This is a genomic window from Mesorhizobium sp. KACC 23794 (assembly GCF_052180275.1).
Lineage (GTDB): Bacteria > Pseudomonadota > Alphaproteobacteria > Rhizobiales > Rhizobiaceae > Kumtagia.
The window spans coordinates 2,570,525-2,594,314 of sequence record NZ_CP197465.1; the positions used below are offsets into that span (position 1 = coordinate 2,570,525).

Here is a 23,790-nt window from a genome sequence, read left to right on the forward strand (position 1 = left end):
CGGCGAACCGGGCTTTTGACGATCAGCTGTCCAGGAAGCTCCGCAGCTTCCGCGACCGGCTCGGGTGCTTCAGCTTGCGCAGCGCCTTCGCCTCGATCTGGCGGATGCGTTCGCGGGTCACCGAGAATTGCTGGCCGACTTCCTCCAGCGTGTGGTCGGTGTTCATGCCGATGCCGAAGCGCATGCGCAGCACGCGCTCTTCACGCGGGGTGAGCGAGGCGAGCACGCGCGTCGTCGTCTCGCGCAGATTGGCCTGGATCGCCGCGTCGATCGGCAGGATCGCGCCCTTGTCTTCGATGAAGTCGCCGAGGTGCGAATCCTCCTCGTCGCCGACCGGCGTTTCGAGCGAGATCGGCTCCTTGGCGATCTTGAGCACCTTGCGCACCTTCTCCAGCGGCATGGCCAGTTTCTCGGCCAGCTCCTCCGGCGTCGGCTCGCGGCCGATCTCGTGCAGCATCTGGCGCGAGGTGCGCACGATCTTGTTGATCGTCTCGATCATGTGCACCGGGATGCGGATGGTGCGCGCCTGGTCGGCGATCGAGCGGGTGATCGCCTGGCGTATCCACCACGTCGCATAGGTCGAGAACTTGTAGCCGCGGCGGTACTCGAACTTGTCCACCGCCTTCATCAGGCCGATGTTGCCTTCCTGAATCAGATCAAGGAATTGCAGGCCGCGGTTCGTGTACTTCTTGGCGATCGAGATCACCAGGCGAAGGTTGGCTTCCACCATCTCCTTCTTGGCGATCGCCGCCTCGCGCTCGCCCTTCTGCACCTGGTTGACGATCTTGCGGAATTCCTGGATCGAGATCGCGGTCAAGGTGGCGAGGCTCTGGATCTCCGAACGCAGCGAACCGACATTGGCCGCCTCGTTCTTGGAAAACTCCTTCCAGCCGCGCGTCGTCAGCGTCGCGACGCGGCCGACCCAGTTGGTATCGAGCTCCGAGCCCTGGTACTCGCGCAGGAACTCCTCGCGGCGCACGCCGTAGCTTTCAGCCAGGCGCAGCAGCTTGCCTTCATTCTGCACCAGCCGCTTGTTGATGTCGTAGAGCTGCTCGACCAGCGCCTCGATGCGGGCGTTGTTGAGCGACAGCGACTTCACCGCCTTGATCAGCTCGTCCTTCAGTTCCTTCAGCCGCTTGTCCTGCGTCGGCGACAGCATCTCGGTGGCGGCCAGACGGCTCTCCACCTGCTGGTCCTGCAGCTTGCGCAGCTTCTTGTAGGTGTCGGCGATGACGTCCAGCGTCTCCATCACCTGCGGCTTGAGCTCGGCCTCCATGGCGGCTAGCGACAGCGAGGCCTCGTCGTCCTCGTCCTCGTCGTCCTCCATGCGGCTTTCGCCGCCGACATTGGTGATGTCGTCGTCCTCGCGGATCGAAGGGCGGCGGATACGGTCCTCCGGCGTCTTCGGCCGTTCCAGCTCTTCCTGTCGTTCGGGCGTCGGCGCCTGCTTGGCCTCGGGGCCGGCATAGGTCGCCTCGAGATCGATGATCTCGCGCAGCAGGCCCTTGCCCTCGTTCAGGTCGTCGCGCCAGATGATGATGGCCTGGAAGGTCAGCGGGCTCTCGCACAAGCCGGCGATCATCGTCTCGCGGCCGGCCTCGATGCGCTTGGCGATGGCGATCTCGCCTTCGCGGGACAGCAATTCCACCGATCCCATCTCGCGCAGATACATGCGCACGGGGTCGTCGGTGCGGTCGGTCGGCTCCTTCTTGGTGGTCGTGGCCGCAACCGCCGTGCCGGTCTGCTCGGCAAGCTCGTTGGCGTCTTCCTCGGCGTCGGCGGCCGTCGGCTCGGCTTCCGCCTCCTCGCCGGTCTCGTCGTCCTCGACGACGTTGATGCCCATGTCGGACAGCATGGACATGGTGTCCTCGATCTGCTCCGAGGTCACTTCCTCGGAAGGCAGCACCGAATTCAGCTCGTCCATGGTCACATAGCCGCGTTTCTTCGCGGCCTTGATCATCTTCTTGACAGCGTCGTCGGAAAGGTCGAGCAGGGGACCGTCGGTCGTGCCCTCGCGTTCGGTCTCGACTTCTTCCTTTTCCTTTGTCGCCATTCTTTGCCTACTCCAAATGGGCACTGCCGCGCGGGGCTCCGATTTTCTCGGGCGCTTGCGCCGCCCGTAAAATCACCGCACCGCTAGTCTCGGCCGCCGCCAGTCCTGTCCAGGTTTCGGTCAACCACTTTATCTGGAGCGACGTTGCGTCCCGTCCAGTGTTCGATCCAATCGTTTCCGCGATTGCAGAGGTTCATCCTGTGGATCAACGTCTCGAATCGCCCTGATTCCGCCAAACGAGCGGAAGGTCAAGCGCCTCTCGCATGATTCGCGTTAAAAAAGCGAATCAATTGAGACGTTTCCTCTCTGTCCCGAGCTCGTGCTTGAGCGACCCATCATGTCTTCTTCCATTCCGGAGCGTCCTTGAGAACCGGCGGCCAGTGACCCTCACATTCGAATTCCTCGAACGGAGGCTCCACCTTGTATGAGTCATCGCAATAACTTCGCAGCCATTGCGCCGCGCGCTGCTCGCAATAGCGTGCGTTGAGCGGTGCTCCGTCCCGATCGAGCTCCAGGTTGTTGGTGAACACTGTGTAGAGCATCTCCATGGCACTCGGCTCATCGCGAACGTCTGAATAGTCGACTCCCTGAAGAAGGGGATGGCCGACGCTGCCATTAGCGACCCAAAGCGAGAAACGTGCAATTGCGCCCCCAAGCTCCGGGTGCATTCTGTTCGTCACGGACACAACTCCTTGCAGCGCCTGTTCAGCTGCGATCAACCCGACCCGACGGTATGCCAAAACCCTCGATCAAGGCTTCCGTCGCCTGAAAGTCGCGGAACTGCGCCTGGATTTCGATGAGGTGCCGATAGTTCTCGTCCGTCGTTTCCGTGGCAAGAGCCGTCTCGGCAAGTTTCAGCTCCTTATGTAAGGTGCGCGCGTTGCGCTGCAAGTGCAGCGCCTGGGCAAACGCCTCGCGCGCATCCTCGATGGCTGCTTCCTCCAGGGCCGGCCACTGCCGTGCGCGGCGAACGAGCAGCACGGCGCGCTGCCAGATCTCGTCCAGTCCCGAGGCTCCGATCGCCGCCCGCAGGCTGTCTCGGTCGCCGGCATGGCCGTGGGCGACCGCGTCGATGATGGCGAAATGCAGATGCTTCAGGTCGGCGTTGCTGAGGTCCAGCGTTTCGACATGGTCGAAATTCTCGTCGATCAGCTGCGGATGGTTGACCAGCGCCACCAGCAGCACGGTCTCGCGTAGCGGCATGCCTTCGCCGCCGCGCTTGACCATCGCCGAGCGGTTCAGGCTTTCGGACATGGCTGTGCGCCCGCCGGCGCCGCGCACGAACTGGCCGCCCTGCGCGGCCGGCCGCTTGTTGTTGAAGTCGCCCTGGCGTCTCGGCGGCGTGCGCGCAGCGCCGAAGAAGGCCAAAACGCGCTCGCGCATGTCCTGCGCATAGTGGAAGCGCACGCTTTCGTCCTTGATCCGGCCGGTCAGCTCGCGCAGCGTCTTCTCCAGCTCGGCCTTGCGCTCCGGCGTGTCGAAGACCCCGCCGGTCGTCTCGCGCATCCACAGGAGTTCGGAGAGCGGCCGGGCCTCGGCCAGCACCGGACGGAACGCGTCGGCGCCCTGCTCGCGCACCAGGTCGTCGGGGTCCTTGCCCTCGGGAAGCAGCGCGAAGCGCGCCGTGCGCCCCGGCTGCACGGAAGGCAGGATCATGTCGGCCGCCCGCCACGCCGCCCGCAGGCCGGCCTGGTCGCCGTCGAAGCACAGCACCGGCTCCGGCGCCATCTTCCACAAAAGCTCCATCTGGTTTTCGGTCAGCGCCGTGCCCAGCGGCGCCACCGCGTTCTCGAAGCCGGCCTGCGCCAGCCCGATCACGTCCATATAACCCTCGACGGCGATCACCGCGCCGTCCTTGCCCATCGCCTGTCGGGCGCGGGCGAAATTGTAGAGCATCTCGCCCTTGTGGAAGAGTTCGGTGTCCGGCGAGTTCATGTATTTGGCCGCCACCTCCGGCGACATGGCGCGGCCGCCGAAGGCGATGACGCGGCCTCTTCGGTCCTCGATCGGGAACATGATGCGGTCGCGGAACCAGTCGTAGGAGACGGGAATGTCGTCGCCGTGGCGCACCAGCCCGCAGGCCTCGATCTGGTCTTTCGCCACGCCCTTGCCGGCCAGAAATTCCTTCAGCGCGTTGCGGCTGTCCAGCGCGAACCCCAGCCGGAACTTCTGCTGCGTTGCCGGGGTCATGCCACGGTCGCGAAGATAGGCGCGGGCCTTCGCGCCGGCCGCCGACTGCAGCTGCTGCTGGAAGAAACCCGTCGCCAGTTCCATCACGTCGTGCAGACTGGCACGTTGGCGCTCGCGCTGTTCGGCCTGCTCGTCGCGCGCCGGCATCGGCACGCCGGCCATGTCGGCGATGCGCTCCACCGCTTCGGGAAAGCCCAGCCCGTCGAGCTCGGTCAGGAAGCGGAAATGGTCGCCCGAGACGCCGCAGCCGAAACAATGGTAGCGGCCCTTCTTGTCCTCGCAGTGGAAGGACGGCGATTTTTCACCATGGAACGGGCAGCATGCCCAAAAATCGCCGCGCGCCGCATTGGTCTTGCGGCGGTCCCACGAGACACGAGAACCGATGACCGAGGAAATCGGCACGCGGTCGCGAATCTCGTCGAGGAAGGAAGGTGGAAAACGCATCGGGCTCGCTGTGGGTTGAGAACCTATATAGGCGCGAAGCGGCGGTGATGCGAAGGGTCGAAGGCCGGAGTGCCCGGGATTCACAGGCATGTCGCGTCGCCGCGATGTCGTGGCAGCCAGCGGCGGTCGGCCGATTTGAGTTCGAGGCGCGTCGGCGGACACCGATGGACGAGAAAGCCGGCCCCATTTTCAGTGGGAGAGCGCCAAATATTGGAAAGAATGATCTAAGAGGCTGTTTGGAAACTCCTCGGTAGAGGGCCGACGAGGGATTTTCGAGGGCCTGGCAGGAGCCGACCGCAGTCGATGCTGGTTGCATCGGCGAGGATCGGCGACGTACAGGCCCCGAAAAGACCAGGCGGACCGACCCGACGGAGTTTTCAAACAGGCTCCAAGGTCCGGTTGGGCACATAGGATGGGGGACGAGCAATGATCGCACATGGCCTCAGGCGGATAACGCGGCACATACCCAGGGCGTTGCTGGTGGTCATATCCGCCGTGCTCGGCGCCGTCGCGGCGGGCCTGATCGTGGCGGTCGTGGTGCTGAACAACAAACCCGACCTCAGCGTCTGGCATCTCGTCCATCTCGATGAGGAGTTCACGAAGAACGCGCCGGTGACATCCCTGGAAGGGTATTTGTCCCTCGAGGACAGGCTGTTCGCGCAGCTGCAAAGCAAGGTCTACGCCAAGATCGACGATGGCGAACGCACGTTGTTCAACCGCTACAACCAGGGCAGCAAATCGGATCCGGCCACATGGCCGCAGAACTGGAATCGCACCTACGAACTCGCCGGCGACACGCCGGCGTTCGGCGTCCTCATGCTGCACGGCTATTCCGATAGTCCCTACAGCCTGAGGGTCTTGGCAGGGCAACTCCATGCGGAGGGTGGCGACGTCTTGGGGCTGCGCATACCGGGACATGGAACCGCGCCGAGCGCCCTCATCCAAACGACATTCGACGACATGGCGGCGGCCGTCCGCATCGGCATGAAGCACCTGGCAGGCAAGGTGGGCGACAAACCCATCTTCATCGTCGGCTATTCGAACGGCGCCGCGCTGGCCACGCACTATGCCTTGGCGTCGGTGGAGGACCCTTCGTTGCCACGGCCGGCCGGAATTGTCCTGATCTCGCCGGAAATAGGGATAGCGGAGATCGCGGCCTATTCGGACTGGCAGGCGCGCCTGGGCGATCTGCTCGGCCTCGACAAGCTCGCCTGGAACGCGGTGCAGCCGGAATACGACCCGTACAAATACAACTCCTTCGCCGTCAATGCGGGCTACCAGGCTTATCAGGCGACCGTCGAAATACAGTCCCAGCTGGACCGCCTGGAAAAGCAGGGCAGCCTAGCTGAGATCCCGCCCATTCTCGCGTTCCAGTCGGCCGCCGACGCCACCGTGGAAGCCCAGGCGCTGCTCACCAAACTGTTCGACCGGCTGAAGCCGGGGGCGCATCACCTGGTCGTCTTCGACGTCAATCGTGTGTACGCGGCGCAAGGCCTGCTGACGACGTCGCTGGACGTGGAAAGCCTGCTCGCCGGGCCGGCCCGTTCCTATCGGGTTTCGATCCTCACCAATCGGGATAGCGCCAGTGCATCGACTGTCGCGCGCGAACGGGCGGCGGGCGAGACGGCGGCTACTGTGACCGACCTCGGCCTGTCCTGGCCTGGCGATGTCTATTCGCTGTCGCACATCGCCCTGCCGTTCCCGCCGGACGACCCGCTCTACGGCGAGGGTGACGGGCCGGAAAACCCGGGCATCAGGCTTGGCCGCTTGGATCTGCGTGGCGAGAACCGGACATTGGCGATCCCCAACACCGCGATGACCCGCCAGCACTGGAACCCGTTCTTCTCATTCCTGTCCGAAAGAACCCGGGCGTTCATCGATCGCCGGTGAAGAAGATCTATTGCGAATGGCCGCCGGCGATCCACCCTCAGCGCCTTTCCACCGGGGTCAGCCGATATTCAAGGCTGGGCGGGACATCCGTCCGGCCTTTTTTCTTGACGGTCACGGCGCCGTCCGGTCCAATCCGTTGCGACCGGTGGAGAGATAGCCATGAGCAGTGAAAGGCATGAACGCATCCGTCAGCGTGCCCACGCGATCTGGGAACGCGAGGGTCGGCCGCACGGATTGCACGAACAGCATTGGTACCGGGCCACAAGCGAAATCGATGCCGAGGATCTGGCGGGTTCGCCACAGCCGGCAACAGCCTCGGCGGCCGCAGAGAAAAAACCACGCGCCCCACGCGCAAAGGCAGTCGCGGCGGAGAAGGTCCCGCCAAAACCCCGCGCCAGGAAAAACGCCTAGCGGCCGTCAAACTCCGCCCGGACGGCAAACAGCAGCCGCGTCGCCCGGCTGGGCCTGAGCGCCTTGGCAAGGCCGATTTTCGGTTATGGCAAGGTGCGGACAAGTCCGTCGAACTTGAGCTTGTTGCGATACCTCTTGGAGTAGATCGGGTGCCGGTTGGGTGTTGCAGGGCGAGATACCGTGCCGCCAAGGCCCGCTCCCTCCTGAGCCGTTCGGTTGCCGCGTCGCCGCGAACCGGCGGCACCTTGTGCGTCGAGGAACAATAGGCCCTGCATCCTAGGGAGCAATGGCTGCTGCCAGGGACCGCCATAGCAACGATTGTGGGGCAATCAGGCCTTCGAGGTTGAAGAAAAGCTAAACTCAACCCACCATTTTCTGGATTGCCTGCCGCCGCGGTCCGTGTTTCGACGCCGCTTCAGCCGCTGTGTTCCCGAGTCGCCATGCCGCTTCCGCTCATTGCCCTGTTCATCGCCGCCTTCGCCTTCGGCACCACCGAATTCGTCATTGCCGGCGTGCTGCCGCAGGTGGCGGCGGGGCTTGATGTTTCGGTGCCGACTGCGGGTTACCTCGTCTCCGGCTACGCGCTGGGCATTGCCATCGGCGGACCGCTGATGACCATTGCCACCGCGAAACTATCACGAAAAACGCTGCTGGTCTGGCTGGCCCTGGTCTTCATCGCCGGGCAACTGGCCTGCGCGCTGGCACCCGGTTTTGCCTCCATGCTGGTGATCCGCGTGCTGGTGGCGGTCGCACACGGTGTCTATTTCGGCGTCGCCATGGTGGTGGCCACCGGCCTGGTGCGCGAGGACCAGCGCGGCATGGCGGTGGCGCTGGTGCTGGCGGGCTTGACCGTGTCGAACATCGTCGGCGTGCCGGCGGGTGCCGCCATCGGCAATGTCTTCGGCTGGCGCGCCACTTTCTGGGCGATGTTCTTGCTCGGCATCGTCTCGCTGGCCGCCATGATCGCGCTCCTGCCGCGCGCCACCGGCGCGGTTGCTCCGCCGGCCGGCCTGATCAAGGAGGTGCGGGTGCTCGGCCGCCAGCAAGTCTGGACCTCGCTGATCATCATGCTGATGCTGATGATGTGCCAGTTCGTGCCCTTCACCTACATCGCCCCGATGCTGCGGGACGTCACCGGCCTCGATGCTGCCTATGTGCCGCTGGTGCTGCTGCTCAACGGTATCGGCGCCACCGCCGGAGTCTTCATCGGCGGAAAACTGGCCGACTGGAATCCGATGCCGTCGATCATCGTGCTGATGGTCGTGCAGGCCTGCGTCCTGGCGGCAATGTATTTCTTCAGCCCCTATCCGCTGCCGATGATCGTCATCGTCACCCTCTGGGGGGCGATCAACTTTTCCATCGGCACGCCGATCCAGACCCGCATCCTGGGCTGGACGGCGGACGCGCCCAACCTGGCCTCGTCGCTGATCCCGTCCGGCTTCAACGTCGGCATCGCACTCGCCGCCTTCATCGGCGCCATGATGCTCACCGGCGGTTTCGGTTATCGCGCCCTGCCGGTGCTGGGCATATTCACCATGCTGGTCGGCGCACTCGTCGCGCTCTGCTCCCACCTTGCCGAACAGCGAAGCGGCGAGACGCCGCCGGCGCGCGCCGTGCCGGCGTGACGGGCGGGGCGATTTTCGGCTCGTCTCTCTGCTGCTTGTCACATGCCCGGAGGTAGGAGCAGGGCAGCGAAGGAAGCGTCGGCGCGTGAAGGAAATCGACGCCGCGATCAAGCTGGACGAGGCTGCCGGCGTGTGCGTTCCCGCATTTTCGGGCGTTTATTGAAGCGATTCAGCGTCCTCGACCGCGACGTTTCCGATAAATCATTGAAACAGTTCGATCTTCCGGACTTCACGCAATGTCGCGACGGAGGCGGAGCCTTGCGGCCGCCTCCGTCAATATGTTGATTTCGTTCGATCAGTTCGCCGCGGCCATGCCGATGATCACGCCGGTGGTCACCGCGATCAGTAGGTAGTCGTTGTCGACCTTGATCCAGCGCTGGCCGTAGGCGGGCCGGTAAAGGCCGTAGCGGTTGTAATCGCGAACCACGTAGCGCGTGTTCCAGTTCGGCACGTGGTTTCCGCGTGTCCAGTGCGTCCGGTTCACCTTCTTGACCACCACCTTGTGGTCGCCGCGTCGCACCACCTTCTTGTCGACCTTGCGAACCACGGTGCGGTTCGGTCCGTCGAATTTCTGCACCTTGTGGACTTCGCGATGCACAGGTTTGTGGTCGGCATAGGCTGCCGGAACGGCCAGCATCGAGAAGGCGACGGCGGCGAGGATGAGACGTTTCATGGGGGGTCCTTTCGGGTTGGCGAGAGGGAAACTAGGCCCCGGCGGATGAACGGAATCTGAATGCAAAATTAAACTTGTGTAATGATTACAAAGTGATGCTTAGGAATATGAAGCAATTTAGCGAGCCTGATTTTGAGCCGCTGCCGCCGCTGGCATCGTTGGGAAAGACCGGTTTCCGACACGGGATGTCGGCTCCGGACAGTCCCGCACGATCTCTGGATTTTATTATCCGGCTAATATACGAAGGGCATGTCATGCAAGCGCTCGCCACCCTCTGCCGACCCCTCCGCCGCCGGCTGTCCCGCGCGGTCCGGTCGCTCGCCGTTTCGGCAGAGCCGTGAGCGGCTCCGTCGTCCTCATCCATCTGGCCGGCGCGATCGCGCTGCTTCTGTTCGCCACCCGCATGGTGCGCACTGGCGTCGAACGCGCCTATGGCGACGTTTTGAAACAGAAATTGCGCGGCACCATGCGCAATCCGGTGCTGGCGGTGCTGACCGGGGCCGGCCTGTCCATCGCCTTGCAGAGTTCCACCGCCGTCACCCTGCTGGTCGGTTCCTTCGCCGGCGCCGGCATCGTCAGCGGCATGTCCGGCCAGCTCGCGGTGCGCGGCGCGGAGATCGGCTCGGCGCTGGTCGTAAAACTTTTATCCTTTGATCTCAGCCTGTTGGTACCCATCTGCATCGCTTCCGGCACGGTCATGTTCATGGCCACGGAACGCCGCGACTGGCGCCAGATCGGGCGCATCCTCGTCGGCGTCGGCCTGCTCATCCTGTCGCTGGAGATGATCGGCGAAGCCTCCGAGCCGCTTCGCCAGAGCAAATTGCTCCCCGTCATCATCTCCTATCTCGCCAGCGATCCGGTCACGGCCTTCCTGCTCGCCGCCGTCATGACCTGGCTGTTCCATTCCAGCATCGCCGCCGTGCTGCTTCTGGTCACGCTGGCGGGCAGGGGCTTCATCCCGCCCGAACTCGGCATCGTTCTCGTGCTTGGCGTCAATCTCGGCAGCTCGGTCATCGCGCCGCTTCTGACCCGCAGCGCCGCGCCCGGCGTCCGAGTCGTGCCGGTCGGCAACCTGCTGATGCGCGGCGCCGGGTCGATCGTCATGCTGGCGCTGTTCCTGTTCGCCAGGCCGCCGGTCGCCTTTCTGGGGACCAGCGTCGGCGACCAGATCATCAACGCCCACATCCTATTCAACTGCGTCATCCTCGTCGCCGGCATTCCGCTCGCCGGCCTCGTCTACCGCGCCTCGGAACGCATCGTCGCGCTCGGCGGCAAGCCGGAGCAGGGCAAGGCGTTGGCGGAGATGGAGTTTTCCGCGCTGGACGATGCGGCGCTCGGCACGCCGAGCCTCGCGCTGGCCAATGCGACCCGCGAGGTGATGCGGGTCTGTGAGACCATCGACATCATGCTCAGCCGGGTGATCGAGCTCTACGATCATGCCGACCAGGACAAGATCGACGAGCTTGCAGCGCTGGACGACCGTGTCGACCGCAAGCATGCGGCGATAAAACTCTATCTCTCCAGGATCACGCCAGGCCAGCTCTCGGCGAGCGAAGCGCTACGCTACCAGGAACTGCTGGGTGCTTGCGTGAAACTGGAGCAGGTCGGCGACATCATCGTACGCAACATGCTGGCACATGTGCAGAAGAAGCTCGACCGAGGCCTGACCTTCACCGACCAGGGCTGGCGCGAGCTCACCGCGTTCCATCATTCCGTGCTGGTCAATGCGCGGCTCGCCTTCAATGTGCTGGTGTCGCGCGACCCGGAGACGGCGCGGCAACTGGTGCAGGAAAAGGACCGACTGCGAGCGTTGGAAAAACAGTCCAGCCAGAGCCATTTCGACCGGCTGCGCGAGGGCGCCGCCAAGAGCGTCGAGACCAGCTCCATCCATCTCGACACGATCCGCGACCTGAAGCAGATCAACTCGCTGCTGGCCTCCATGGTCTATCCGGTGCTGGAGGAGGCTGGCCTTTTGACCGGCTCGCGCCTGAAGGCGGGTTAACTCCTTAAAATCCGACGTCGTCTTCAAACCGATACTTAATTATGCTTTGCTAATGCAATAAAAGATGAGCCTGCATCGTGTGGGCTCCGGGCATGATTGAGGGATCTATGCTTACGCGTCGACTTTTCTGCGGCTGCTTGCCGCTTGCAGCTACCTTCGTTGCTTCGAACGCTTTCGCCGTCGGGTTGGACTGCGCCATCTTCACGCCGGAACGCCAGAAGGCGGTCAGCCCGGACGAGGCGATCGAGCGGCTGAAGGCCGGCAACGAGCGTTTTCTGGCCGGTACCTCGTTTAATTGCGATCTTCTCGCCCAGGTCCACGAATCCGCGCACGGCCAGGCGCCGTTCGCGGCGATCCTCGGCTGCATCGATTCGCGTGTGCCGCCGGAACTGGTCTTCGACCAGCGCATCGGCGACGTGTTCTGCGCCCGCATCGCCGGCAATTTCGTCGATACGGACATTCTTGGCAGCCTTGAATTCGCGACCAAGGTGACGGGCGCCCGGGCCATCGTCGTGCTCGGGCACTCGTCCTGCGGGGCGATCAAGGGCGCGATCGACGACGTGAAGCTCGGCAACATCACCGCCATGCTCGCCAACATCCGGCCGGCCGTCGACGCGGTGAAGACGGACGGAGAGCATACCTCCGCGAACTACAAATTCGTTCAGGCGGTCGCCGAGGAGAACGTGCATCAGACAATTGCCCATCTGACCGAGCGCAGCGACGTGATTGCCGGCCTGGTCAAGGACGGCCAACTGCGCATCGTCGGCGCAATGCACGACGTGGAAACGGGCAAGGTGACGTTTTTGGGGTGAGCGCCGGCTTAACCCTCCCCTTGAGGGGAGGGTCGGCGAGCCAACGGAACGAAGTGAAGTTGAGCGAGACGGCGAGGGGCCGTGCGGCAGTGTTCTGACGCAAAGCAACGTTGGTGTTTGGCCGCAGCGACCCCACCCGGCCGCTTTGCGGCATTCCTGCCCTCGAGAGGGAGGGAAGCCAGCCCTACTGCAGCATCGATTTGACGATGCCGCTGGCCTTGCCGAAGTCCATCTTGCCCGGGAATTTTTCCTTCAGCGCGTTCATGCAGCGGCCCATGTCGCGCAGGCCCTCGGCGCCGACCTCGGCAATGACGGCGCGCACGGCGTTTTTGGTCTCGTCCTCGCCAAGCTGCTTCGGCATGAACTCGCGGATGATGACAATCTCCTGACGCTCCTGCTCGGCAAGCTCCAGCCGGTTGCCCTGCTCGAAGGCCGTCGCCGATTCTTCGCGCTGCTTCACCATCTTGGCAAGAATCTGCAGGATCTCCTCGTCGTTGACGGGGTCCTTGCCATTGCCGCGATTGGCGATATCGCGGTCCTGGATCGCGGCGTTGATCAGCCGCAGCGTCGATGTACGCTGCTTGTCCTGGGCCTTGAGGGATGCCTTGAGGGCCTCGGCGATTGCCATGCGCATGGCGGTTCTCCTTTTCGCGGCCGCACGATAGCGCTACCTGCCCGGCCGCACAAAATCCAGCCGCGCCGACCGTCCTCCCTGCGGAAGATTAAATGGTCTCGGGCAGGGCTGCGATTGTTGACCCACCGGGAGGCATCGCCTATGTGCGTGCCTTGCATAGATTGCGACTTGGTTCACGGTCCTGGCGTCTTGCGCCGATGGATCGCGTCTCGCAGCGCTATATGGCCTTTCGATCGCTTGTTCGCAAGCGCCGGACCTTTTGACGGAGCCCGCCATGACCGCCTCGACCGCCCCCTGGGGACCCGAACTGCTGACCGCCGCTCTCGTGCTGGCCGACGGCACCGTGATCCGCGGGCGAGGGTTGGGCGCGACCGGCAGCGCGGTGGCGGAGGTCTGCTTCAACACGGCGCTGACCGGCTATCAGGAAATCCTGACCGACCCGTCCTACGCCCGCCAGATCGTCGCCTTCACCTTCCCGCATATCGGCAACATCGGCGTCAATAACGAGGACATCGAGGATCTGAACCCCGCGGCCAGGGCAGGGGCGGTCGGTGCGGTATTCAAGGCCGACGTCACCAATCCCTCCAACTATCGCTCCGCCGAGCACCTCGACCGCTGGCTGAAGCGGCGCGGCATCGTGGCGATGAGCGGCATCGACACGCGCGCGCTCACCGCGCTGATCCGCGAGAAGGGCATGCCCAACGCGGTGATCGCCCACGCGCCGGACGGCCGTTTCGACCTGGACGACCTGAAGCGGCAGGCGCAATCCTGGTCCGGCCTCGTCGGCCTCGACCTTGCCAAGGACGTCACCTCCGGCCAGTCGTCGGTGTGGACGGAGGAACCCTGGGTGTGGAACGAGGGATACGGCCGGCAGGATGCGCCGGAATTTCACGTGGTCGCCGTCGACTATGGCGTCAAACGAAACATCTTGCGGCTGATCACCGGGCTCGGCGGCAAGGTCACCGTGGTTCCGGCCCAGACCAGCGCCGAGGACATCCTGGCGCTGAAGCCCGACGGCATCTTCCTGTCCAATGGTCCTGGCGATCCGGCGGCCACCGGCGAATACGCGGTGCCGGTCATCCGCGGCCTGCTTGACACCGGCATTCCGGTGTTCGGCATCTGCCTCGGCCATCAGATGCTGGCATTGGCGGTGGGTGCGACCACGGTGAAGATGCATCAGGGCCACCATGGCGCCAACCACCCGGTGAAGGACCATACGACCGGAAAGGTCGAGATCGTCTCGATGAATCACGGTTTCGCGGTGGATTCGAAGAGCCTGCCGGCCGGCGTGGAGGAGACGCATGTCTCCCTGTTCGACGATTCGAACTGCGGTATATCGCTTGCCGGCAAGCCGGTGTTTTCGGTGCAGCACCATCCAGAAGCCTCACCCGGACCGCAGGATTCGCACTATCTGTTCCGCCGCTTCGTCAACCTAATCCGCGCCCGCAAGGGTGAACCGGCAATCGCCGAGCGGGCGTAAAGATCGTTCCTTGGCGATGGCAACCGGTGGGCTTTCAGACCGCCGGCGCAATTTTCGTGGCGGACTGTTCAGATAGGATTGTTGAACGTATCGCAATCCGACAGCTTGCCGCTCTTGAAACCCGCCGCGAACCATTTCTGGCGCTGGGCGCTGGTGCCGTGGTTGAAGCTCTCGGGCACGACATAGCCTTGTGTGCGGCGCTGCAGCGTGTCGTCGCCGATCTGCGCGGCGGCGTTCAACGCCTCTTCGAGATCGCCTTTTTCCAGAATGCCTTTCTGCGCGGTGAAGTGGCCCCAGACGCCCGCAAAACAGTCTGCCTGTAGTTCGACCTGCATCGACATGTGGTTGGCGTCCGCCTCCGACATGCCTTGGCGCATCTGGTTGAACTTGGGCAGCACGCCGATCAGGTTCTGGACGTGATGGCCGACCTCGTGGGCGATCACATAGGCCTCGGCGAAGTCGCCGGCGGCGTCGAACTGGCGGGCAAGCTGGTCGAAAAAGGCGGTATCGAGATAGACCTTGCGGTCACCGGGGCAATAGAACGGCCCGGACGCCGACTGGGCATAACCGCAGGCCGACGCGATGCCGCCGGAAAACAGCACCAGCTTCGGCTCCTCGTAGGTCGCGCCCTCGGCCTTGAAGATGCCGCCCCAGACTTCCTCTGTCTCCGCAAGGATGGTGGAGACGAACTGCTTCATCTCGTCATTGGCCGGCGGGCTCTGTTCCGTAACCTGTCCGCCGCCGCCGGGAACCGACTGGCCGCCATTCTGCGACAGGAGTTCGAGCGGGTCGATGCCGCAAGCCTTCAGCACGAAGAACAGGACGACGAGGATGATTATGGTCGACAGGCCGCCGCCGGCGCCGCCCCGGCCAATCGGGATGCGCATTCCGCCGCCGCCCGGCCGGCCGAACGGGCCGCCCTGCTGGCCGCCAAGACCTCCGCCGCTGCGGTTGTCCTCGACGTTGTCGCTCTGCCTGCGGCCCTTCCAAAGCATCTTGCGCTCCACCTGTGTTTGCGCGGCAGGCGGTTCGATGCCAGCCTGTCCCTTAACCGGAAACTAGCCGAAGCGTTGCGGCAAGTCACAAACTTTCAGCGCGGATGCGCAGCCGGCATGCTTCCTGTCCGGCGGGCCGATGCTAGGACGCGGCCCGCCAGCGCTCGCCGCGGATGAAATCCTCCAGCGCCGCTGCGCCGATCGCCTTACCAAAGGCGTGGCCCTGCAGCTTGTCGCAGCCGAGCTTCTTCAGGATGCGCGCATGTTCCATCGTCTCGACGCCCTCGGCCACGACCTCGATGCCGAGCGTCTTGCCGATCTCGATGATCGACGCGACGAGTTGCCGTTGCTTGACCGACTTGACGATCGGCAAGATCAACTGGCGGTCGATCTTCAGCCGGCGTGGCTGCAGCTTGAGCAGGCTGACGATGGATGCATAGCCGGTGCCGAAATCGTCGATCTCGATATCGATGCCGAATTCCTTGATGCGGTCGACGTTCCAGGTGACGATCTCGTCGGTGTTGTCGAGGAAGATGGATTCCAGCAGTTCGAACGACAGGATGCCCGGTTTTATGTCGAGACGGCGCAGGCTGCCGATCAGTTCCTCGTCGCGGAGCCGGCGGGCCGATACGTTGACGGAAATCCTCGGCACGAGCTGGCTTGTCCTGTTCCAGCGCTCGAAATTGGCGAGCGTCTGCTCAAGTACCAGCCGGTCGATGGTCGAGACGACGTTCAGTTCCTCGGCGGTCGAGAGGAAGGCGTCGGGCGTCAGCAACCCCTCGGTCGGATGCGCCCATCGCACCAGCGCCTCGACACCTGCGATCTCCAGGGTCTTGGCATCGAACTGCGGCTGGTAATAGGCGACGAACTCGTTGCGCTCCAGGCCGCCCAAAATGTCGTCCGCGACCTTCTTGTTGCGGACAATCTCTGCCTGCAGCGCCTCGGTGAAGAATTCGTGCCGGCTGCGGCCACGGCTCTTGGCTCGGTAGAGCGCGATGTCGGCATTGACCAGGAGTTGGCCGGCGTCGAGGTCGGCCGCGGCGCTTACGGCAATGCCTATGCTGACGCCGAAGCGGCACTGATGTCCCTGGTAGGTGACCGGGCGCCGCATCTGGCGAATGATACGGCCCGCTATTTCTTCGAGGTGGTGCTGGCCGGGGTCAACCAGACAGACGACCACGAATTCGTCACCGCCGATGCGGGCGACAAAATCATCCTTGCGCACATGCTGCCTGAGCACCTGTGCCGCATGCACCAGCATCGCATCGCCGGCCGAGTGGCCGAGCGTGTCATTGATCTGCTTGAAGCGGTCGAGATCGATATGCAGGAGGGCGATGTCGCGACCATCCTCGGCGGCCTTCACGGCAAGCCGTTCGAGCTCTTCGTCGAGATAGCGGCGGTTGGGCAGACCGGTCAGCGAATCGTGCAGGGAGTTGTGCTCGATACGGGCCTTGACCGTCTCCAGTTCGGCGGTCCGCGTCTCGGCGAGGATTTTGGCGCGTTCCAGATCCTTGTTCAGCGCGACATCGGCGGTCACGTCCCATTCGGCGCCGATCATCTTGGGCGTGTCGGCGGGGTCGCGGAAGATCGTGGCATGGGTGCGGATGTTGCGGATCCGCCCATCGGGCCGGATGATGCGGTAGTCGGAAGAGTAGGCCCTGTCGTCCAGCACCGCCTTATGGAAATCGTCCTCGGCCCTCTTCAGGTCGTCGGGATGGATGGCGCTCGACCAGTCCTGATAGGTGCGAGCCCCTTTCTTCCGCTGGCTGCCATAGATCTCGTAGAGACGGTCGTCCCAGATCACGTCATTGGTGGCGAGATCGAGTTCCCAGACGCCGATGCGCGAGGCGTCGAGCGCCAGTTCGAGACGCTTCGACAGTTTCCGGAGCTCTGCTTCCCGGCTGTGCAGCGCCACATAATTCCTCTGCCGTTCCGCGTAGAAGCGGCCGGCGAAGCCGATCGGAATGGCGACAAGTGCGCCGGCAATGACGATCAAGCTGCGCAGCAGCCACGCATTCTCGGGCGTGCTGTCCCAGCCGTCCCGAGGAACCGCCGCGATCTGCCACGAAGCGCCCGACGGCAGGGTGACAATGGCGGACACCGGCCGCTCGGCAAGCACCCCGGCCCGCCCGAAGAACGGGAGGCTTGCTTCCTCCGGCGAATCCCTGCTGATCAGCGCTATGTCGATGTCGTGATGTTCAAGCAGCCCGCTGTCGCGGTAAAGGCGATCGACATCGACGACCGCCGACACCAGCCCCCAGAATTTCCTGTCGGTGTCGTTGCCTGTGAATACCGGGAAGCGCCCGATCAAGCCCTGGCCGCCCTGCACGAGGGCGACCGGCCCGGTCAGGACAAGCTCCCCCGTGCTGCGAGCCCGCAGCGCGGAGGCTGCTTGCCTGTCGTTCTTCAGATAGTTGAGGCCGATGGCCCGTAGGTTGTCCTTCAGTGGATAGACCATCGTCACGACGAAATCGGGCGCCACCGCGACGCTGCGCAGCTGATTGCCCTTGGAGAACAAGGTGCTGGAAAGCTCGTCGAAACGCTTCTGGCCGATATCCGGCTCCGCCGAGATCATCGCGGCAAGGCCGCGCACCAGTTGCATGTTGCCGTTGATGCTGCCGTCGAGCTTGGCGCGGATCAGGTTGACCTTGGCAAGCACTTCCGCGCGGACGGCCTGCTCGTGGAGCACGCTGTTCTGGTGATCGGCAAAAACGCCGAGCACGGCAATGACGCCGGCCGCGATCGCAGCCGGCAAGTTGCTTGACGAAAACAAGGCTCGCCGAACCTGACCGAGGCTGAACCTGTTCAATGCTCGCTACTCTTGGCAGCCGCAAGAAATGCGGTGCACCGTGGAAAATAGCATGCAAACTTTAAGCAGGACTTTCATCGGGCAGAAAATCTACTGCCCAAATCAGGACTCTAACGGATTTTCTGGGTAGCGGCGGCATCCTTGATGCCGGCACTCCGAGCCCGCTCCTCGACGCGCTCCGCGCCCTTTTTCAGGTCATGGCCGGTTTCCGCTTCGATCTTGCGCTCTTCCTTCGCCGTCTCGCGCTTCAATGCCTGCGCGGACGCGGCGCCGGCCTTTGCATTCGATGTCTTGCCGCTTTTCATCTTTATCTCCCCGAAGGCGGCAGGGTGCCGCCGACGCTCAACGCCGGGAAGGCTACGGGGTTCCGGCGATCAGCCGACCGGAATGGTCGCCCGGCGGCTTTTGCGGGTCAGGGCAATGACGACCAGGGCCGCGAGCGGGAAGGCGGCCGCCGCAAGGCCGAGTTCGGAGGCCGGCGCGATCTCCAGCAGCCGCCCGCCGATGAAGCTTCCCGCAGCGATGCCGAAATACATCGCCGACACGTTCAGCGGCAAGGTGAGGTTGGCAAGCTCCGGCGCGTGGCCAACGAGCCGGCTTGCCTGCGCCGGCGGAAAGGTCCAGCCGATGAACCCCCAGGGCAGCATGATGCCGACGAGCAGCGGGCCTGCCAGTTCGGGCGGCAGGAGTTCGATGATCGCCGACATCGCCACGCAGATGCTTGCGGAGGCCAGCAGCGCCATGACGATCATGCGCGACGGTCCAAGCCGGTCGGCCAGAACGCCGCTGGCGTAGTTGCCGGCAACCGCGCCGATGCCGAAGGCGAGCAGCATTCCAGGCAGCACGGCGACCGGCAGTCCCGCTGCCAGCGCGAGCGGCGCCATGTAGGCGATGATCATGAAGGCACCGGTCAGATAGAGCAGTGTCACGCCAAGCGACGGCAGTATGCCCGGCCGCCCGAGTGCCGCGATCCTTTCCGACAGCGAGAGTTTCAGGCCCGGCAATCCGCGCGGCAACTGCGTCCAGAGCACGGTGAGGCAGATCAGGGCGAGGCAGGCGACGACCAGATAGGCGGACCGCCAGCCGGCGAGATTGCCGACAAGCGCTGCCAGCGGCGCGCCGAGCGCTACGGCGAAGGTCGTGCCGCCCAGCACGGTGGCGACCGCCCGGGTGCGGTGCTCCGGACTGGCCAGCGCCACCGCCGTTGCCTGTGCGGTCGCGGCGAACAGGCCGGCCGACATGCCCATGATGACCTGCGCGCAGAGCAAGGTGAAAAACGAATCGCTGGCGGCCGCCAGCCCGTTCCCGGCCATGAAGCAGACCAGTGCCAGAGCGATGACCCGCCGCCTGTCGGCCGCGCCGGCAATCGCCGACAGGATCGGCGTGCCGATCGCATAGGCGAGCGAATAGGCGGTGACCAGATGGCCGGCATCCGACACGGAGATGCCCGCCGAGGCCGATATCAGGGGCAGCAGGCCCGCAAAGACGAAGGCGACCGTGCTCGTGGCGAAAGCGCCGACGGCAAGCCAGATGAGGCGTTTGTCCATGGTCGATCCTTAATTCAAAAGTTATTGAACTATTGAACTTCAAACGCGATTATGTCAATAAGGGTGCAGGAGGACTGCTGACAGCGTTGTCGGCAGCAAACTCCGTCCGGTCCCGATTGCAGTCTAGGCTCCATGTTCCTGCCGCACCCCGTCGCCGATCAGATCAACCTTGCAACCGTGCTTGCCGTGCTGGGCGATCCGACCCGCCTCGGCATCGTCGCTTATCTGGCGCGGCGCGAGGGTGTGCCGACGAACTGCAGCCAGTTCCTCGATCTCGGCTCGAAGACCAACCTCAGCTACCACCTTGCAAAATTGCGCGAGGCGGGCGTCACCCATGCGCAAGTCCTGGGCACCAGCCGGCTGATCACGCTCAGGCGTGACGATCTCGACGCCCGCTTTCCCGGCCTGCTCGATTCGGTGATCGCCGGCGCCAGGGATTTTCCTCTTCCCTTCAAGGGCATGGACGCCCGGGAATCGTAAGGAGGACGGCACCCTCCGCTGTCTGTCACAAAGCCGAAATCCTGCACTGGCATCCTTGATGCGTTGTGTATTTCTTCTTCGCAGAAGTACGGCTTCGCCCTAATCCGGCCACGGATTGGGCGATGGTTCCGCCGCGTCAGCCGGGGGGCTTGGACCTGAGGGACTTCATGAACACGCATTGTGCGCAATCCGATTTTTTCCGCTTTTTCCGCTCCTGGGTCGCCGCGCCGCTTCGCGTGGCCGCGGTCGCTCCCTCGGGGCCTGTGCTTGCGAGGCTTATGACGCGCGAAATATCGCCCGCGGTCGGCCCGGTCCTGGAACTTGGGCCGGGCACCGGCGTGTTCACGCGCGCCCTGCTCGAAAGGGGCGTGCCGGAGAGCGATCTCACGCTCGTCGAGTTCGGGCCGGAATTCGCCAGCCTGCTCGCAGGCCGTTTTCCGCAAGCGCGGGTGGTGTCGCTCGACGCGGCCCGGATCGTCGAGGCCGGGCTTTTCGAAGTCGGCTCGGTCGGCGCCGTGGTCAGCGGCCTGCCGCTGCTGTCCATGCCACAGGACAAGGTCGCGGCGATCCTGGGCGGCGCGTTCACGGCGCTGCGGCCGGACGGCGCCTTCTATCAGTTTACCTACGGGCCGCGCTGCCCGGTGGCGGCAGCGATCCTCGCGAGTCACGGGCTCCGGGCCACCCGCATCGGCCGGGCGCTGCGCAACATTCCGCCGGCTTCCGTGTACCGAATCTCGCGGGGGACCAGTGTGGATACAACCCTGATGGCCGACAGCCACGCGCCGGTCTGAGGCGGCACCGGCGTGCCTTCTTTATGCCAGTGGGAATTGCGCCATAAATTCAGGGGTGAAAGTGCAGCCGCAAGGTCCCCGCCGCGGTTATCTGGTGTTGACGCGGCTGCATCCCCCGGTTGTTTGCCGCAAGATGCCGTCGCACGGTGGGGGCCGTTCGTGGCGATGGGATCGTCCTGAAGAATGCCGCAGAGTTGACTCAAATCCACGGCATGGCGAAATCTGCCGCAGTTTAGCTTCGGGACTGCCATGCGCTCAGCACTGCCTCTCGCCTTTGCCGCTCTTTTGCTTCTGGTCTCGGCCGGAGGGTCCTCGGCCCAGACCGATGACGAGCCGGAGCCCGCCGGGATCGAGGCGATCCCCGCCCCGATCGCGCCGCCCCCGTTCGAGCCGAACGCCGCGTTTTTCGTGGTTGAGGGTGTCGCCAGCAACGATCTGCTGAATGTCCGGGCGACGGCGTCCGCCATGGGCAAGGTCGTCGGACGCTTGCCGAACGGCGTCCTGCTGCGCAACCACGGGTGCAGCGAAACCAACGGCGTCAACTGGTGCGAAGTCGAATCCACCGAAGACCGGGGCCTCAGGGGCTGGGTCGCGGCCCGATACATGCGCGCGACATCGGTGGAAGGCGCCGGCCTGGAATCGTTGCCCGCGGAAAACCCGCCGGCCGGGGAGGGGGCTTCCTCCGAGCAGGCTGCGCTCCCGGGCCAGGATGCGCCTGTCGTTCCATCGCCTTCCACCGGCGGGGATGCGACGCCGGGCGCCGATGCGGTCGGCGACATCCCTTGCGCCCGCTATTATGGCCAGCCGATGACCCACTGCTCGGCGCACGCGACGCGCGGAGAGGACGGCGAAGCCACCGTCACGGTGACATGGCCTGACGGTGGACAGCGCGTCATCCTGTTCACCAACGGCCGCGCCGACAATTCCGACTCGCCCGATCCGCTGACCTACACGCGCGAGGCCGACCTCAACATGATCCGCATCGGTAAGGCCGAACGCTTCGAGATTCCCGATACGTTGCCGTTCGGCGGGTGACTCCCTCCATTCCGCCTCAAGTGCGAGGAATTTTGGTTGTATGTATTTTTTCCTATATACTAAAAGTTGAATATCTGCCATGAATGCCTTGGGTGTTTTCCAAAGGGAGTCACGGCAATGGAATGGGGTGACATAGGGCAGATTATTGCGGCGGTGGCCGCGCTGGGTACGGCGGCCTACGGCTTGGTTGATACAAGCAAAGTGTTTCGCGGCGGCATCTCGAACGTTGGATACGGTTTCCTCAGGGGTGCCCTCCTGCCGTTCAGAGAGGCCCTTGAGCTGGTCGACAAAACCAATCCGTATGCCGTAGCCAAGGCGAACTGGCTCAACGGCATGGACAAGACCGAGCAGAAGACGATGGTGAAAGGCCTGATCCGTCTGGGCCTTACCAAGGACACTGCACCCGCTTTGGCAGCGGCAGTCTCCAATATCGACGGTCCCACCCTGGCGGCCATCGCCGTCAAGATCAATGCCGGGCAAGTTCTCGCCGACGCCGAAATCACGTTGCTGGGCCGCTTCGAGGCGGTCGTCGACGCAAGACTTGACGCCGCGTTCGAACGCGCCGACCAGAAATACCGCAATACCAGCAAGGTGGCGGCGGCCGTCGTGGCGATTGTTCTGGCGGAAGTCGGCGCCCTCCAATTGTTCGGTACCCTTGATGGAGGCAACGCTATCAAGGCGTTTCTTGTCGGGCTGGTCGCAGTGCCGATTGCACCCATCGCCAAGGATATCACGTCGGCGATGACCACCGCGGTGGCGGCCTTCAAAGCTGTGAAGCGGTAGGCGGCCGTGACCCTGTTCCTCAGTTTCCGCTATCAGACGGTGGGTGGGCCTATCCGCCCGGATCCGGTCGCATGGGACAGTGATGCGTCCTTCGCGCTGAAGGCGCGCGAGGTGGCGAAGGTGACATCCGCTGCGCGCGGCATGGACGTTCTTTTCGCCATCCACGGCTACAACAATTCGCAAGCGGAGGCCGTGTGCGCGCTTTCCAGGCTGGACAACCTGCTGGCCCTGCCTTCCACGGCGATTTTCATCGGCGTGCTCTGGCCGGGGGACTCGTCCTTCGGCGCGATCAGCTATCCCGTCGAGAAACCGACCGCCACGGCAGTTGGGCGCTACCTCACCGCGTTCTGCAACAAGACGCTCAAGGACAGCGACAGCCTGTCCTTCGCCAGCCACAGCCTGGGCGGCAGGGTTGTCCTCGAAACGATAAGAGGGTTGAACCGTCCGGCGCGCGCCGCATGCCTGATGGCGGCGGCAATCGAGCGAACCTGCCTGGAGCAGGAGTATGCCGACGCCTTCGCCAATTGCGAGGCCGTCTCGCTGCTCGCCTCGCGCCGCGACAATGTGCTTCGGATGGCATTCCCGCTCGGGAATATGATTGGACATGTTCTCGATCCGAGCGCCAATCCGTGGTCGGACGCTCTCGGCTATGCGGGCCTGGCCAAGCCGCTGGGGAAGACGCGAAAGCCGTGGCAGATCCGCGATGCGGACAACTACGCGCATAGTGATTATTTGCCGCCGTCATTGGCGGCTGCGGCCTTCCCCGATCCGAACGGCAAATGGAACCGGACCGCGCAGTTCGTCCGCCGCAGTTTCGACATGCAGCAGCAAACCTGGCCGGCCTGAACGATCGGATTTCCTGGGATTCCTCTTGCGGCGAAGCCGGCATTGGTTTCGTTCCGGCAAGCCAGCGCCGTCTGCCGGACCAACGGCGCATTGTGCTGTATGATTTCTACTGGTGGGAGGAAGTCGGCTGCGCTCCACGATCCGCCCCGTCGCCGGCAGTAGCAAAGCGCGTTTCAATGTCGATTTCCGGGGTTCCATCCCCCGGCATCCTCCCCTATAAGGCGCGCCTAGCCTGACATCAGAATCGTGCAGCCGCCCGGCCGGGACCGCCCGCCGGGTTTTCCGCGCAC

20 protein-coding genes are annotated in these 23,790 nt (G+C 64.1%); 11 read left to right on the forward strand and 9 right to left on the reverse strand.

Annotated elements, in window-relative coordinates:
• Positions 1–22: 22 nt before the first annotated feature.
• The 3 genes from rpoD to dnaG form a co-directional block, all read right to left on the reverse strand.
• Positions 23–2,053 carry an RNA polymerase sigma factor RpoD gene (rpoD, locus tag ACSBOB_RS12770; RefSeq protein ID WP_442582760.1) on the reverse strand — a complete coding sequence of 677 codons (2,031 nt, stop codon included), beginning with the start codon at positions 2,051–2,053 and terminating at the stop codon, positions 23–25.
• Between the two features lie 335 nt (positions 2,054–2,388).
• Positions 2,389–2,733, reverse strand: a complete 345-nt coding sequence (locus ACSBOB_RS12775; RefSeq protein ID WP_442582761.1) for a DUF7677 family protein — start codon at positions 2,731–2,733, stop codon at positions 2,389–2,391.
• 25 nt (positions 2,734–2,758) lie between these two features.
• On the reverse strand, positions 2,759–4,687 hold the full coding sequence (dnaG, locus tag ACSBOB_RS12780; RefSeq protein WP_442582762.1) for a DNA primase: 1,929 nt from the start codon (positions 4,685–4,687) through the stop codon (positions 2,759–2,761).
• A 426-nt stretch (positions 4,688–5,113) separates the two neighbouring features.
• On the opposite strand from dnaG, the gene ACSBOB_RS12785 reads away from it, so the two are divergent.
• The 3 genes from ACSBOB_RS12785 to ACSBOB_RS12795 all read left to right on the forward strand — a co-directional run bounded on the left by ACSBOB_RS12785 (position 5,114) and on the right by ACSBOB_RS12795 (position 8,613).
• On the forward strand, positions 5,114–6,577 hold the full coding sequence (locus tag ACSBOB_RS12785; RefSeq protein WP_442582763.1) for an alpha/beta hydrolase: 1,464 nt from the start codon (positions 5,114–5,116) through the stop codon (positions 6,575–6,577).
• Between the two features lie 159 nt (positions 6,578–6,736).
• The gene (locus tag ACSBOB_RS12790; RefSeq protein WP_442582764.1) at positions 6,737–6,988 is read left to right on the forward strand and encodes a DUF2934 domain-containing protein; all 252 of its coding nucleotides are present in this window, start codon (positions 6,737–6,739) and stop codon (positions 6,986–6,988) included.
• 440 nt (positions 6,989–7,428) lie between these two features.
• Complete coding sequence (locus ACSBOB_RS12795) at positions 7,429–8,613, forward strand: MFS transporter (RefSeq protein ID WP_442582765.1); 1,185 nt, start codon at positions 7,429–7,431, stop codon at positions 8,611–8,613.
• A 295-nt stretch (positions 8,614–8,908) separates the two neighbouring features.
• On the opposite strand, the gene ACSBOB_RS12800 is transcribed toward ACSBOB_RS12795, so the two are convergent.
• On the reverse strand, positions 8,909–9,286 hold the full coding sequence (locus ACSBOB_RS12800; protein WP_442582766.1) for an RcnB family protein: 378 nt from the start codon (positions 9,284–9,286) through the stop codon (positions 8,909–8,911).
• Between the two features lie 337 nt (positions 9,287–9,623).
• Here ACSBOB_RS12800 and ACSBOB_RS12805 point away from each other — a divergent pair, with 337 nt between their 5' ends.
• Positions 9,624–11,288 (forward strand): Na/Pi cotransporter family protein, encoded by a 1,665-nt coding sequence (locus ACSBOB_RS12805; protein WP_442582767.1) that lies wholly within the window; start codon positions 9,624–9,626, stop codon positions 11,286–11,288.
• Positions 11,289–11,395: 107 nt separating this feature from the next.
• Complete coding sequence (locus ACSBOB_RS12810) at positions 11,396–12,100, forward strand: carbonic anhydrase family protein (RefSeq protein ID WP_442582768.1); 705 nt, start codon at positions 11,396–11,398, stop codon at positions 12,098–12,100.
• 184 nt (positions 12,101–12,284) lie between these two features.
• Here the strand turns inward: ACSBOB_RS12810 and ACSBOB_RS12815 are convergent, their stop codons facing one another.
• Positions 12,285–12,734: a GatB/YqeY domain-containing protein gene (locus ACSBOB_RS12815; protein WP_442582769.1), complete on the reverse strand. Its 450-nt coding sequence runs from the start codon at positions 12,732–12,734 to the stop codon at positions 12,285–12,287.
• Positions 12,735–13,008: 274 nt separating this feature from the next.
• On the opposite strand from ACSBOB_RS12815, the gene carA reads away from it, so the two are divergent.
• Complete coding sequence (gene carA, locus ACSBOB_RS12820) at positions 13,009–14,214, forward strand: glutamine-hydrolyzing carbamoyl-phosphate synthase small subunit (protein ID WP_442582770.1); 1,206 nt, start codon at positions 13,009–13,011, stop codon at positions 14,212–14,214.
• 68 nt (positions 14,215–14,282) lie between these two features.
• On the opposite strand, the gene ypfJ is transcribed toward carA, so the two are convergent.
• The 4 genes from ypfJ to ACSBOB_RS12840 all read right to left on the reverse strand — a co-directional run bounded on the left by ypfJ (position 14,283) and on the right by ACSBOB_RS12840 (position 19,565).
• The gene (gene ypfJ, locus ACSBOB_RS12825) at positions 14,283–15,209 is read right to left on the reverse strand and encodes a KPN_02809 family neutral zinc metallopeptidase (protein ID WP_442582771.1); all 927 of its coding nucleotides are present in this window, start codon (positions 15,207–15,209) and stop codon (positions 14,283–14,285) included.
• A gap of 142 nt (positions 15,210–15,351) precedes the next feature.
• On the reverse strand, positions 15,352–17,964 hold the full coding sequence (locus tag ACSBOB_RS12830; protein WP_442582772.1) for a bifunctional diguanylate cyclase/phosphodiesterase: 2,613 nt from the start codon (positions 17,962–17,964) through the stop codon (positions 15,352–15,354).
• A gap of 164 nt (positions 17,965–18,128) precedes the next feature.
• Complete coding sequence (locus ACSBOB_RS12835; protein WP_442582773.1) at positions 18,129–18,323, reverse strand: hypothetical protein; 195 nt, start codon at positions 18,321–18,323, stop codon at positions 18,129–18,131.
• Between the two features lie 69 nt (positions 18,324–18,392).
• On the reverse strand, positions 18,393–19,565 hold the full coding sequence (locus ACSBOB_RS12840; protein WP_442582774.1) for an MFS transporter: 1,173 nt from the start codon (positions 19,563–19,565) through the stop codon (positions 18,393–18,395).
• 132 nt (positions 19,566–19,697) lie between these two features.
• On the opposite strand from ACSBOB_RS12840, the gene ACSBOB_RS12845 reads away from it, so the two are divergent.
• The 5 genes from ACSBOB_RS12845 (at position 19,698) to ACSBOB_RS12865 (ending at position 23,500) form a co-directional block, all read left to right on the forward strand.
• Entirely contained in the window at positions 19,698–20,045 is a 348-nt protein-coding gene (locus tag ACSBOB_RS12845) for an ArsR/SmtB family transcription factor (protein WP_442582775.1), read from the forward strand.
• Positions 20,046–20,212: 167 nt separating this feature from the next.
• A complete protein-coding gene (locus tag ACSBOB_RS12850; RefSeq protein ID WP_442582776.1) occupies positions 20,213–20,836 on the forward strand; it encodes a class I SAM-dependent methyltransferase in 624 nt (207 codons plus the stop codon).
• A gap of 249 nt (positions 20,837–21,085) precedes the next feature.
• Positions 21,086–21,871 (forward strand): SH3 domain-containing protein, encoded by a 786-nt coding sequence (locus ACSBOB_RS12855; protein ID WP_442582777.1) that lies wholly within the window; start codon positions 21,086–21,088, stop codon positions 21,869–21,871.
• Positions 21,872–21,988: 117 nt separating this feature from the next.
• Positions 21,989–22,654 carry a hypothetical protein gene (locus tag ACSBOB_RS12860; protein WP_442582778.1) on the forward strand — a complete coding sequence of 222 codons (666 nt, stop codon included), beginning with the start codon at positions 21,989–21,991 and terminating at the stop codon, positions 22,652–22,654.
• Positions 22,655–22,660: 6 nt separating this feature from the next.
• Positions 22,661–23,500, forward strand: a complete 840-nt coding sequence (locus ACSBOB_RS12865) for an alpha/beta hydrolase (RefSeq protein WP_442582779.1) — start codon at positions 22,661–22,663, stop codon at positions 23,498–23,500.
• Positions 23,501–23,790 lie beyond the last annotated feature (290 nt).